Genomic DNA, 13,507 nt, shown 5'->3' with positions numbered 1-13,507 from the left:
CTTGAATAAGAGGAGGAAGTTTTTCTACTTAGCCCGTTCATAATCCAATGAAAGAAATCCAAACTATCATCAGCGCCTACGAAACCTTACAAAAAGAAGGGAAAAAAGTAGCCCTTGCCACTGTAGTCCAGGTAGATGGCTCGGCCTATCGACGGCCTGGAGCCAGAATGTTGGTTTCTGAAGATGGGGAGTTGACGGGTGCTATTTCTGGCGGGTGCCTTGAAGGGGATGCGCTTCGCAAAGCTCAAACAGTGATCTTCCAACAGAAATCCATGCTTGTCACCTATGACACCACTGATGAAGATGATCAGAAATTCGGAGTAGGGCTAGGCTGCAATGGAATTATACATGTTTTGATAGAACCTATTGACTATCATGATCCTATCAATCCAATTGAATTGCTGAAAATCGCATGCACAGATCGCGTTAACTGTAATTTGATCACGGTTTTTTCGGTGAAGCATTCCAAAAAAGAACAGGTAGGTACCAAAGTGCTTTTGAAGGAAAATCAGGTTTTCGGTGACCCCACATCAATTGAAAGTTCCCTTTGGTTGACTATTCAGGCTGAGTTGGAAGAGCGCGATTTTACGCAGCATGTTATTCGACACTATCCTGACTTAGATAATATTCAGGTTTTCATAGAGGCCATCAAACCTGCTATTCGAATTCTACTTTTTGGAGCTGGCAATGATACCGTTCCCCTAGCTAAAATGGCTGAAATTCTAGGTTTGGAAGTCATATTAATCGATGGTAGGAAAAATTTGGCAACACCATTTCGATTTCCGTCCGCTATAAAAATCATCACAGGGCCAGGAGACGAAGTTGTGCAGCAGCTAGAAATTGATAGTAATTCTGCTGCGCTTTTGATGACGCATAATTTTGAATATGAAGCACAGGTTTTAGCGTATTTAGCGCCTTTTCAACTGCCATATATTGGAATCCTAGGACCGAAGAAAAAGTCTGAGAAACTTATTGAAAGAATGGAAAGGAACGGACTGACTGTGAATCAGGAGAATATCTTCTCCCCAATGGGTTTGGATATTGGAGCGGAGGGATCAGAGGAGATCGCCTTATCCATTTTGGCGGAGGTGAAAGCGGTTTTGGCTAAAAAACCAGCTACCTTTCTGCGAAATAAGAATGGTCCCATACACTAGAAAATCCAATTTAATCGGATTTTTGGGGGCATTTGAAAAAATATTAGACTACTATGAAAACCGGAATCATCATACTTGCAGCAGGAGAATCAACTAGACTTGGCTACCCAAAGCAAATCGCCAAATACAAAGAGAAAACTTTACTTCAGATCGCCATCGATGCAGCCAACGAATGTGAGGCAGATAAGCGAGTAGTAGTTCTCGGAGCCAATCGTGATGAAATCAAGAAGACATTTTCCGGCGCCAGTATTCCAAATATTCCCAATCAACACTTCGAAAAGGGCATGTCTTCCAGCATCAAAGTAGGACTGGAATATATGCTGAAGTTCGACAAACCAGATCAGGTAATCATTATGCTCTGTGATCAGCCTTTTGTAGATGCCAAAATCCTTAATAAATTGATTGCTACCCAAAAGAAGGAAGACAAAGGCATAGTTGCTTGTGAATACTCCAAGACTTTCGGGGTTCCTATTCTATTTGGATCTGCGTATTTCAAAGAATTGATGGCCCTTACCGGCGATGAGGGTGCCAAAAATATGGTGGCTGCCCACAAGGACGACCTGGCGACAGTCTCCTTTCCAAAAGGTAAAGTTGATATAGATACGGAGGAGGATTTGCGGGACTTGAATCTTTAAAGGTTGATGATTTGTAAGCTGTAGAAGGCTAACCTAACAACCTTACAACTAATAACTTTTCATTCTTAATTCCCCGACCACTCTCTCCACCCAATCCACCGCATCCAACACATCTTGCTCATTAGTTTTTCTCCCTAAACTAAAACGAATCGAAGCTCTTCCCAAATCGGAATCCAAACCCATCGCTTGCAGCACGTGAGAAGGTTTTGGAGAGATGCTGGTGCAGGCAGAACCTGAGCTCACGGCTACTTTTTGACAAACTTTGCGAAGCAAATCCTCTCCTTCTACTCCATCAAAAGCGATGTTTGTGACATGAGTAAGTCTATTCTGACTTCCATTCAAAGAGGTGTTCGGAAGTAACAAGAGTTTAGCTTCAAGCAAATTACGTAGAATTTCCAAGCGTTCTGCTTCTTTGTTCATTTCAGCCATCCTAAGTTCCGCAGCTTTGCCAAAACCCACAATCGCCGGAACGTTTAGCGTGCCACTTCGGAAGCCTTTCTCGTGCCCGCCACCATCAATTTGAGAAATTGGCTTAGGTAAGGTATGATTATGACGAATATATAAGGCTCCGATGCCTTTCGGGCCATAGAGTTTGTGAGCAGAAATTGCCATCATTTGGATCCCATCTACAGAAACAGGAATTTTGCCCACAGCCTGTACCCCATCTGTAAAAAAAATTATTCCATGCTCTTCCGCTAGATGGGCAATCTCCGCAATTGGATGAATTACTCCAGTTTCATTATTTGCCCACATGAGGCAAATCATTTTGGAATGGGCACGAATGCTTGATTTCAATGCTTCCAAATCAATAGTTCCTTTGCTGTCCACAGGCAGATACGTCACCTCTGCTCCTCTTTCTTCAATGGCTCTCATTGTGTCCAGCACCGCTTTATGCTCAGTTTGGCAGGTGATGTAATGTTGCTTTTCGCCTTTGTATAAGTCGAAAGTCCCCTTAATTGCGAGATTAATGGCTTCAGTAGCTCCTGAGGTAATAATGATTTCTTTCGATTGGGCGCCGATTAAATTACCAATTTGCTCACGAGCTGTTTCAACAGCATTTTCGGCTACCCAGCCATAACCATGTGATTTGCTGGCGGCATTTCCATAGTGCTCTCCAAAAAATGGTGTCATCGCTTCTATGACTTCAGGAGTACATGGCGTAGTGGCATTGTAATCGAGGTAAATGGGGTAATTCATCTGTTGGGTGTTAGTTGTTGGGTGTTTGTTCGTTCAGATCTCACTTTCAATTTGGCTATTTTCGGGATGATTCAAAATTCTTACATCCATAGGAAATATTCCTTTTGGTAGTTGATTGAGAAAGATGAATTATTGTAAGTCTATTATTTTTATGGTACTACCACGAATTTAATGGCATTAATAACTAATTAACTGATGAAGATGGTTTCCAGAGGCTAACATCCGGATGGGTGAGCCGTTCGGGATTTTCGGTTTTGTAATGAATTGAACACCGTGAAGAAAATGACTTAGCTCCCGAGGTACGAGGGAGATCCAGTCATTTTTAGGTGTGAAATGCAGTACAAAATTCCGCTGTTAACTCAGCATAAAGTAGCACTAAATCTCACAGCGGAAAGAAAAGACCGCGGCTCAGGGCTTTTTGGTTACTTTTTGGCCGCCAAAAAGTGACAAAGAAAAACCTATAGAAAAAGTGGAAATGTGTTATTAATTTTTAGTCCCGAAAGAAAAATTGAAGCAGTGATAATCATATTCTACACTCTCTAAAAGGAATATTTGTTTTAAACCCAACTTGCTATTCCATTAAATTCAGGGTAGAACCATTTTTATTGTAATAAATATTGACTTTCAATTAATACTTTGACTTCAAATCTACCCTATTTTCGACTATGCAAGAAACCTGGACCATCAAACTACCAAAATCGGAAAACGCTGATTCAGAGTCAATCAGTCAACTATTAGCCGAAAATCAGAAAGAGTTGGGAATATTCCTTTCCTACTATTTCAAGAAGGAAGGAGCATTAGCAGAAAGAGTTGATTTAAACTCAGAGATCAATTTTAAAAATGAAACTGAGGGCGATTTCGATTTAGAATTCGATCTGGTTCATTTCAATGCCTGTCTTGCTATCCACGAGCAAAAGCGGGATCATATGAAAATTACTTTTGAAATCGTCGGTAGTGATTTGAACCTGAAAGGGCCATACTGGCCGGAGAGAGGGATGGATGAGATATAAAAAGCTGGGGCGAAAAATTTTTCGCCCCAGCTGCTGGAATTGCTAAATGTAGGGGAATGATAAATCGTCCCTACACCTATCTAAATCACGCTCTTTTAATACCCAAATTCAAATCCTGAAACTCCTTCTGATCTATAAAAGGCTGACTTCTCAATCTACGTTCCGTGGCACTGAAAATCGCATTTGCAATAGCCCCGCCTGTAGGTGGAAGACATGGCTCGCCCAAACCAGTAGGATCATAGCCGCTATCTACATAATAGCTATCGACAGCAGGTACTTCCTTCATACGGATTAAGCGGTATTTATCAAAGTTGGTTTGGGTAGGAAGGCCATTTTCGAAAGTTAGGTTTCCATACATCGCATGGCCCATTCCATCGACTACTCCCCCTCTAACTTGGTGATCAGCTCCGGTAGGATTCACTACCATGCCACAGTCCGTGACTACGTGAATCTTTTTCAGAGATGGGGTACCATTTTCCATCTCGATATCAGCTACTTGTGCCACATAGGTTCTGTGGGAAAAATAGACTGAAAAGCCTTGTTTGACATTCGGGTTTTTCCCCCAATTGGATTTCTCAGCAGCTGTTTTAGTAACTCCAATCATTCGATCTACATCATAGCGAAGCTCACCTCCTACTGGATTTGCTTTCGCTTTTTCCATCAGTTCCAACCGGAATTGAACGGGATCTTTTTGTGCTGCTAGCGCTACCTCATCCAAGAATGATTGCTCAGCATACGCCAAGAAATTAGTGATCGGGGCACGCCACGCATTGGTCGTAATTGATGATTCATAATTGATATTGTCTATCAATAGGTTATCCACCGCACCAGCTGGGAAATTATGCTCCCGGGTACTATTACCTGTGTTCATACCTACGCCTCTCAGCTTATATGCAGTCATATTTCCCTCGGCATCTAAAGCTGCTTCGAACCTATATCGAACTGCTGGGCGGTAGGCTCCACCTGTTAAATCGTCTTCCCTACTCCAAGTTAGTTTTACAGGAGCATTCATCATTTTGGATACATGGACAGCTTCTGCTACGTAATCTGCACGAAGTCTCCTACCAAAACCACCTCCTAAACGGGTGATTTCTACAGAAATATTTTCCGGGGCGACACCAGACACTTCTGCAGCAGCTCTTCTGGCACTTTCAGGAGTTTGTGTTGGGCCAATTAATTCTACTTTATCAGCTTGAACATGTGCAAAGAAATTCATCGGTTCCATCGGCGAATGCGATAGAAATGGACACTGATATTCAGCGCTGACTACTTGTGCAGCATTTTTGAAAGCTACTTTTACATTTCCATCTTCTCTCTTGACTTCGGCTTTTCCATTAGCCATTAGATCTTTGAAAATTTGATCGTGATCTGCCGAACTCTCTACTTTTCCATCGGCTTCATATTCCACCTTCAAAAGTTTTTTGGCTTTCATCAGCGGCCAAGTGGAAGTTCCCACTACTGCCACCGAATTTTCAAATGTCACCACATCCTTTACCCCTACTACATTTCTGGCGGAAGTGTCATCTATAGATTTGATTTTCATGCCAAAAGGGGCACGTTGGATCATGGCATGCAGCATTCCTTCTCTATAGAAATCCAAACCAAAAAGTGGTTCTCCAGTGAAAATAGCTGCATTTTCTACATTCTTGACTGGAGTTCCAATGATTTTGAAATCCTTTTTATCCTTCAAAATCACCTCTTCAGGAGCTGTCAGAAGAGAAGCTTCTTCCGCAACTTCGCCATAGCCAATTTTCCTTCCACTCGCATCGTGAGATATCACGCTTTCGGAGGTAGTCAATTCTTCAGCTGGAACTTCCCACTTTTTTGCGGCAGCGGCTACTAAAAGATACTTGGCAGTAGCGCCAGCTTTGCGAAGCCGCTCCCAAGAATGAGGCATGGCACCTGAGCCACCAGTAAGCTGTCGCTCATATTTATCTGTATCCAGGTTTGCCTGCAGCACTCTTACATTTTTCCAGTCTGCATCCAGTTCTTCAGCTACTACCATCGGAAATGAAGTCTTAATGTTTTGCCCCAGCTCTGGATTTGGCGAGTAAATCACGATATCGCCTGTTGGCGAGATGGATAGAAAAGCATTGAAATTCTTGGCTTGACCAAGTATTTCCTCTGTGCTGAGCACCTTCATTTTAGGAGAGTCACAACTCATCCAGTTAAAGCCAATGAAAAGGCCTCCAGCCGTAGTTCCGGCTATTTTGAGAAAATCTCTTCGATTTGTTTTAGTACCTGTTGCCATGATTAGTTGGATTTAGCAGCCATCGCAACGGCTTCTCTGATTTTATGATAGGTACCACAGCGACAGATATTTCTGTTCATTGCTTCGTCTATTTCGTCCATAGTTGGAGATGGATTTTTCTTCAAAAAAGCAGATGCATTCATTATCTGCCCCGCCTGACAATACCCGCATTGTGCGACATCCACCTCAGCCCATGCTTTTTGGACAGGATGATCTCCGTCTTCAGATAAGCCTTCTATGGTGGTGATTTTGTCCTCTGTGAGAGTTGCTGCTGGAGTGATACAGGAAAAAATCGCTTCGCCATTTTTGTGAACCGTGCAAGCGCCACATTGAGCTACTCCACAGGAATACTTGGTGCCAACTAGTCCAAGATGATCTCGTAACACCCACAAAAGCGGGGTATCTTCTTCTACATCAACTGTATGGGACTTCCCGTTGATTTTTAGGTTTATTGTTGCCATGGGATAAGATAGATTTTTTGTGAGGTTAAGATATAGAAAATCAGAGGGGTATAGAAACCGATTATCAAAATTCAGAGATTATGTGTTCTGCAAATTCACGAAGGCGTCATTTTCAATTGAATCTAAAGGAAAATCAAAGACCCTTTAGAGACAAACTATCGGAGGATATAATTGAAAACTGAATTCTTTGAGTTTTGGTAAGCCCTTGGTCTTTTAAAATTTAAAGTCCTATCTCGCACCTTTTCTTGGGGTTTTCAGTTAAAGCCAATAGTTTATTCCCTGCATTTACGGCTCACTATGCTCCAGTTTTTATTCAAAACACTGAAATATCTAATGATTACCTTCCTTTCAATTGTTCTTCTAATAGCTATTATAGCTATACTTTTTGTCAGTCTTAGTCCGCAGTTTGGAGGGAGTTCATCAAAGGAAAAAATCGCTCAATTTGAAAAACTTGAATATTTTGAAAATGGTAAATTCAGCAACCTGATTCCGACCAATTTGGATATGGAGTTCTCCGAGGCGATCAAGATGCTTCCTGAGTTTTTGAAAAATGATCCAAACAGGAGACCCAATTTTGATTTGCCTGTTGAAATGAGAGATTCCTTAGAATTAGTGGACAAAGACCATCCAACACGCTTAGTCTGGTTTGGTCACTCAACTTTTTTGCTTCAGATCGAAGGAAAAAACATACTAATAGACCCGATGTTCAGTGAGGTTCCCTCGCCTACTCCCTTGTTTGGTAAGAAGCGATACAGTGAAGAACTGCCAATAACCATCGAAAAACTTCCTCAAATCGACCTAATCATCATGTCCCATGATCATTACGACCACCTTGATTATGAGTCTATTAAGAAGTTGAAAGATAAAACAAAAGAGTTCTACATGCCATTAGGCATGGGAGCCCACTTTGAAGAATGGGGCATCAACCCATCTCAAATTCATGAACTCGGCTGGTGGGATGAAATTCAAGCTGATGGCTTACTTTTGGCACTTACGCCCGCAAGACATTTTTCTGGAAGAGGCCTTACTAATCGCTTCTCTACGCTTTGGGGCTCCTGGGTGATACGTGGTCAAAAAGACAATATCTATTTTAGCGGTGATAGTGGCTATGGGCCTCATTTCAAAGAAATCGGAGAAAAATACGGTCCGTTTAATTTTGCAATGATGGAATGTGGGCAATACAACGAGCGTTGGACTGATATTCATATGATTCCTGAGGAAACCGCCCAAGCAGCAAAAGATATCAAAGCAAGCATCTTTATGCCGATCCACTGGGCAGCATTTACCCTAGCTATGCATACTTGGACAGACCCAGTGGAACGTGTATTGGCAAAATCTAAAGAAATTGATCAGCCTATTTTTGTCCCAGAGATCGGTGAATTTATAGAGTTGGATAAAAATCTTAAGACCACTAGAAAATGGTGGGTTACGCCAAATTCAGCTTCAAAAGATTTAATGACTAAGTAGTATTTCATTCATCACAAACCTGAAGAATAGGGCGAGCTTGTCCTCAAGATAAACTTATTCTCTATGTTTTTTTTGACCTTTTTGTGAAAAAAGTGAACGTATCATTCCAACTAAAATCAGCTTTAAGACGTAACTGAAATCTATTTTTGAGGGCGAGGTAAGATTCAAAGACAAACAGTTTTTCTAGGAATGGGAAAGTTTTAAGGCAATTTTTATAATTTGACACTCAAATAAATCTTTAACAACCTAATAAAACCTATGCCCCAGATTATCAACGCGGCTATTGTGGGAACCGGATTTATCGGCCCAGCGCATTTAGAAGCACTAAGAAGAATTCCTAACATCCAAGTCACCGGACTAGTAGAAGTGAACCAAGAAGTGGCAGTTGCCAAAGCTGCTGAACTAGGAATTCCGAATGCCTACACATTCGACAATATGCTCAAAGATGAAGCGATCGATGTAGTGCACATTTGTACTCCAAATTTCCTTCACTTTCCTCAGGCAAAAGCTTGTTTACTAGCGGGTAAGCATGTCGTGTGCGAAAAACCTCTTTCCATGACAGTGGAAGAAGCAGAGGAGCTGGTGAATCTGGCGAAAGAAAAAGGCTTGATTAATGCCGTTCACTTCAATCTTCGCTATTATCCTATGGTTCGTCAGATGAAAGTGATGCGTGAAAAAGGAGAATTGGGAGATGTGTATTCCGTCATGGGCTCTTACCTTCAGGATTGGCTGATTCACAAAACAGATTACAGTTGGAGATTGGACCCTAAGCAGTCTGGAGGTTCTAGAGTAGTTGCTGATATCGGTTCTCATCTCTTAGATATGACAGAATATGTGACTGGATTAAAAGTGACAGCTGTGATGGCTGACTTTTCAATTGTCCATCCAACTCGTCTAAAACCATTGAAGGCGGTAGAATCTTTCTCTGGAAAGGCGCTTGATCCCAAAGATTACGAGGAATATGAAGTGACTTCTGAAGATTACGCGACGATCATGCTTCGCTTTGACAATGGCCGCACTGGCTCGATCGTAGTGAGTCAGGTAAATGCTGGTCGTAAAAACCGCTTGAATATTGAGATTTCGGGTTCTAAGGCCAATTTCGAATTCAATGCTGAAAAGCCTAATGAACTTTGGATCGGTAAGCGCGATGCCCCTAATTCGATTTTGATGAAAGACCCAGCTTTGGTGGACGAAGGAGCGCGTTCTTTGGTTAGCTTCCCAGGAGGGCACCAAGAAGGATTTCCTGATACTTCCAAGCAGCTTTTCAAAGAAGTATATGCTGCGGTAAGAGAAGGCAAGCAACCAGACAAACCTACCTACCCTACCTTTGCTGATGGATGGAGAGAATTGATCATCGGAGATGCGATCGTAGAAAGTAACCAAAAAGAAGGCTGGGTGAAGATTTAAAGGAAGACGGAAGACGGAAGAAATGGAAAATCGATATTTCTTTATCTCACGGTCTTTTGTCTTTTCAATAAAGTCGGGTAGAAGCCATTCCATTTTAATAAAAAATCGTATTTTCAACCCAACTAAAACAACATCAAGATGAATTTAAGAAAGAGCCTTTTAGCCTTTGTCCTACTAGCTTTTGTAGGCTTTGCAGCTAATGCACAAGAGAAAGCTAGCCCTGCCAAGACCGCTGAAGGAATGGTTGGCGATGCCAAAATTACTATCAATTACTCATCTCCAGCTGTTAAAGGCAGAATGATCTGGGGAGACCTAGTTCCTCTAGGAGAAGTTTGGAGAGCCGGAGCTAATGACGCCACTACCTTCACCACTTCTAAGGATATCATGGTAGAAGGAAAAAAATTACCAGCTGGTACTTATAGCTTCTTTATAATTCCAGGCGAAAGTTCTTCTACTTTCATATTCAACAAAGTGGCTAAGCAATGGGGAGCTTTTGACTATGATCCTGCACAAGACGCCCTTAGAGTTTCTGTACCTTCCGGACAAGGCTCTAGCATGGAAGAGCGCTTAGTGTATGAGGTGAAACCTGCGAGCTTCGAAGTAAGATGGGAATATGGTGTAGCTTCAGCTAAGCTGAGCAAGTAATATTCTTAGTTTCCAAGCTTATAAAGCCACAAGAATCTAATTCTTGTGGCTTTTTCATTGCTATTAGTCAAGATACTTTGGTCAAAGGAATAGGGATATTCCATGTTGTCATGATTCCCTTTCTATCCCAAATCCTTATTTTTGCAGCCCATGCTCGAAAATTTTAATCCGTCTTCTTTCGATCTCCCTGTATCGGAGATTATTCCTCACGTAAAATCTCAGCTTTCCAAAGCCAACTCCCTGATCATCCAAGCCCCTCCGGGAGCTGGAAAGAGTACACTGCTACCCTTGACTCTGCTGGAAGAGTTCTGGCTGGCTGGAAAGAAAATCCTTATGCTGGAACCAAGACGCTTGGCTACCAAGACAATTGCGCAGCGCATGGCATCCATGACCGATACCAAACTGGGTGATCTGATCGGTTACAGAATTAGATTCGAATCTGCAATTTCTAATAACACCCGATTAGAGGTAATTACTGAAGGAATTTTGACCCGTATGCTACATTCGGACAATGCGCTGGAAGATGTAGGACTGGTGATTTTTGATGAGTTTCACGAGAGAAATCTACACTCAGAAGTAGCACTGGCACTTTGTCGGGAGGTTCAGCAAGTTCTCAGACCTGACCTTCGGATCTTGTTGATGTCTGCGACGATCGATTCAAAAGTGCTTTCAGGCCTACTCGGTTCCTCAGTGATAGAAAGCAAGGGACGACAGTATCCTGTTGAAGTGAACTATATGAATGAGGTGGATCAATACTCGATTGGGGAAGATGCAGCTCGCCAGATTATTCCCTTGACAAAAGTCCATGATGGGGATTTCTTGGTTTTCTTGCCTGGGCAAGGTGAGATCCGAAAAGCACAGGAAATCTTGAGAAAAGCACTTCCTGAGGACTTGGTATTACCGCTTTATGGCCAACTATCACCTGGAGATCAGAATCGAGCGATCATGCCTCATCCTTCGGGGAAAAGGAAAATCGTGCTTTCTACTGACATTGCTGAGACTTCGCTCACCATAGAAGGTGTGACCGTGGTAGTAGATTCAGGTTTTGCCAAATCTTCTCGCTTTGATGCAAGGTCAGGTTTATCTCGATTGGTTTTGCATAGAATCAGTAAGGATTCTGCGGATCAGAGGTCTGGCCGGGCAGGTAGATTGACCGCGGGTCATAGCTATAGGCTTTGGACACAAGTGATTCAAAATCAGTTAAATGACTACCGTACACCTGAATTGATGGAAGCGGATCTGACTGGTTTGGTTCTGGATATGAAAGCTTGGGGTAAGCAGGACATCAGATCTATGACTTGGCTCACTCCTCCCCCGGCTGGAACGTTGAGCTTGGCAGAAAAGACACTGGAATCCATAGAAGCTATCTTGGAAGGCGAACTGACGCCTCATGGTCGAGAGATACATAAGCTTCCAACTCATCCGCGAATCGCTCACATGCTCCTCAATGCTCAAGAAATCGATCAGCTGGGATTGGCTACAGATATTGCGGCTATTTTGGATGAACGGGACCCGCTAGGAACAGATGCCGGGGTGGATTTGAATCTAAGAATAGAAGCGCTAAGAAGATTCAGAAAACATAATGTAAGCATTCCGAGAATTAAAAAGATCGAGAAAATGGCAGCTTCCTATCGCCGCATGTTTTCTGTCCAACCTGATAATAGCCCAGTTGATCCTTGGCAGACAGGATTGCTCCTTGCCTATGCTTATCCAGAGCGAATCGCAGCTGCCCGTCCTGGAAACAATGCCCAATTCCAATTGGCTAATGGGAAAATTGCCCAGATCGGTCACAAAGATGATCTAGCCCACGAATCTTGGCTTGCTGTAGCTCATGTGGACGCACGGGAAGGAATGGGTAAAATCTGGATGGCTGCTCCGATTAATCCAAAAGATTTAGCCCCGATGCTGAAGACTAAGGAAGTTCTCAAATGGGATAGAAAAAAGGGAGGCTTGCAGGCACATTCAGAGATCAGAATTGGATCTATTATCCTCGGTACTCGGCCTTTGGCCAACTATTCCGACGGAGACGTGACGGAAGCAATTTTGGAAGCTATACGTGAGGAAGGCGAGTATTTGCTTGATTTCAATGAGGAGGTGGAGCAGTTAATCTTGCGAGTGCAAAGCTTAAGGAGCTGGAATTCAACTCAAAACTGGCCGGAATGGTCTGTTGCGAATCTGTGTGAAAAACCTGAAAACTGGATTGAACCCTACCTGAAGGGAATTCAGAAAAATGAAGATTTCAAGAAGTTAAATTTGGTTCAAATCCTTTCTAATTCTTTAGATTTTGAGCAAGTGAAAGCTTTAAATCACTTTGCGCCAGCTACAATTGAAGTCCCTTCTGGCAGTAAGATTAAACTGGAATATAGAAAAGGTGAGGTTCCCCTTCTTGCTGTTAGACTTCAGGAATTATTTGGCTTATTAGAAACTCCAACGGTAAATAATGGAAAAATTCGGGTTTTGATCGAGCTTCTTTCTCCAGGATATAAACCTGTACAGCTCACTCAGGATTTGAAAAGCTTTTGGCAGAATGGCTACTTCGAAGTTAAAAAAGAGTTGAAAAGAAGATACCCTAAGCATGAGTGGCCAGAAAACCCACTGGAAGCCCAAGCTATCAATGGTGTTAAAAAACGCTACTAGGCAGCTACTTGCTTTTCATTGTCTAGGTGATTCAGAAACTGAAGGAACGATGCTATGGTGAATGGAGTGAAATCTTGTGAGTGTATTTTTTCTAAAAATGCCTGACGAAGGACTTGATAATCTTCGGGATTGTAAAGTTTGCTTAGCGCTGTAGCTCGGAATGCAGCTTCTACCAGATTGAAATCTTGTTTATTCCTTTTTGATTGAAACAAAAATTCCTTCTCCAAAACTACCGGATCAATCATCTGATTCAACCAATCAAAACCTTTATTTAAAAAGAAATCTTCTGTGGCGTTGAGGATATTTGCAAAATCAACCTGATCAGAAACAGTGATTTTTTTTGGGTAGCTATTCCCCAATCTGTCCGGTGTTTGGGATAGTGTATTGGATTGATCTGCATAGCTGATGGGTGTCGGAAGGAATTTCTGAACCAATTCTTCTACTGCATGAATCCTGACTGCCAAGTGATATTCTACAAAATACGCTGCTGAACTTTCAACCAAGTTTACAAATATTACCTGTTTTCCGTGAGGAAAAACCTTCTCAAAAAACAATTGAGAGCGATTTAGGACGAATCCATGGTTTGTGAAAAACCCTGAGTGTAAATCTACAACATCCACTTTTCTCATGACAATCTCCAGTT

The 13,507-nt window shown here is 42.2% G+C and carries 11 protein-coding genes; 7 read left to right on the top strand and 4 right to left on the bottom strand.

Annotated elements, in window-relative coordinates; translation table 11 throughout:
* The first annotated feature begins 47 nt into the window (after positions 1-47).
* Both ABJH64_RS03750 and ABJH64_RS03745 read left to right on the top strand, forming a co-directional pair.
* Entirely contained in the window at positions 48-1,154 is a 1,107-nt protein-coding gene (locus ABJH64_RS03750; RefSeq protein ID WP_348275316.1) for an XdhC/CoxI family protein, read from the top strand.
* A 53-nt stretch (positions 1,155-1,207) separates the two neighbouring features.
* The gene (locus ABJH64_RS03745) at positions 1,208-1,789 is read left to right on the top strand and encodes a nucleotidyltransferase family protein (RefSeq protein ID WP_348275315.1); all 582 of its coding nucleotides are present in this window, start codon (positions 1,208-1,210) and stop codon (positions 1,787-1,789) included.
* A 48-nt stretch (positions 1,790-1,837) separates the two neighbouring features.
* On the opposite strand, the gene ABJH64_RS03740 is transcribed toward ABJH64_RS03745, so the two are convergent.
* Complete coding sequence (locus tag ABJH64_RS03740; RefSeq protein ID WP_348275314.1) at positions 1,838-2,986, bottom strand: cysteine desulfurase family protein; 1,149 nt, start codon at positions 2,984-2,986, stop codon at positions 1,838-1,840.
* A gap of 665 nt (positions 2,987-3,651) precedes the next feature.
* Here ABJH64_RS03740 and ABJH64_RS03735 point away from each other — a divergent pair.
* Positions 3,652-3,996 carry a hypothetical protein gene (locus tag ABJH64_RS03735; RefSeq protein ID WP_348275313.1) on the top strand — a complete coding sequence of 115 codons (345 nt, stop codon included), beginning with the start codon at positions 3,652-3,654 and terminating at the stop codon, positions 3,994-3,996.
* An 85-nt stretch (positions 3,997-4,081) separates the two neighbouring features.
* Here ABJH64_RS03735 and ABJH64_RS03730 read toward each other — a convergent pair whose 3' ends face one another.
* Positions 4,082-6,247 (bottom strand): molybdopterin cofactor-binding domain-containing protein, encoded by a 2,166-nt coding sequence (locus tag ABJH64_RS03730; protein ID WP_348299016.1) that lies wholly within the window; start codon positions 6,245-6,247, stop codon positions 4,082-4,084.
* A 2-nt stretch (positions 6,248-6,249) separates the two neighbouring features.
* Positions 6,250-6,708 (bottom strand): (2Fe-2S)-binding protein, encoded by a 459-nt coding sequence (locus ABJH64_RS03725; protein WP_348274186.1) that lies wholly within the window; start codon positions 6,706-6,708, stop codon positions 6,250-6,252.
* Between the two features lie 333 nt (positions 6,709-7,041).
* On the opposite strand from ABJH64_RS03725, the gene ABJH64_RS03720 reads away from it, so the two are divergent.
* From ABJH64_RS03720 to hrpB, 4 genes are all read left to right on the top strand, one after another.
* Positions 7,042-8,175 carry an MBL fold metallo-hydrolase gene (locus tag ABJH64_RS03720; protein WP_348274185.1) on the top strand — a complete coding sequence of 378 codons (1,134 nt, stop codon included), beginning with the start codon at positions 7,042-7,044 and terminating at the stop codon, positions 8,173-8,175.
* 258 nt (positions 8,176-8,433) lie between these two features.
* Positions 8,434-9,582 carry a Gfo/Idh/MocA family oxidoreductase gene (locus ABJH64_RS03715; RefSeq protein ID WP_348274184.1) on the top strand — a complete coding sequence of 383 codons (1,149 nt, stop codon included), beginning with the start codon at positions 8,434-8,436 and terminating at the stop codon, positions 9,580-9,582.
* Positions 9,583-9,720: 138 nt separating this feature from the next.
* On the top strand, positions 9,721-10,227 hold the full coding sequence (locus tag ABJH64_RS03710) for a DUF2911 domain-containing protein (protein ID WP_348274183.1): 507 nt from the start codon (positions 9,721-9,723) through the stop codon (positions 10,225-10,227).
* Positions 10,228-10,377: 150 nt separating this feature from the next.
* Positions 10,378-12,864, top strand: a complete 2,487-nt coding sequence (gene hrpB / locus ABJH64_RS03705) for an ATP-dependent helicase HrpB (protein ID WP_348274182.1) — start codon at positions 10,378-10,380, stop codon at positions 12,862-12,864.
* On the opposite strand, the gene ABJH64_RS03700 is transcribed toward hrpB, so the two are convergent.
* Positions 12,861-13,418, bottom strand: a complete 558-nt coding sequence (locus tag ABJH64_RS03700; RefSeq protein WP_348358138.1) for a hypothetical protein — start codon at positions 13,416-13,418, stop codon at positions 12,861-12,863. The genes hrpB and ABJH64_RS03700 overlap by 4 nt on opposite strands.
* Between the last annotated feature and the right edge of the window lie 89 nt (positions 13,419-13,507).

Source organism: Algoriphagus sp. (assembly GCF_039969895.1).
Lineage (GTDB): Bacteria > Bacteroidota > Bacteroidia > Cytophagales > Cyclobacteriaceae > Algoriphagus.
The sequence above is the reverse complement of the archived record's forward strand: the minus strand, read 5'-3'. Positions and strand labels throughout refer to the sequence as shown.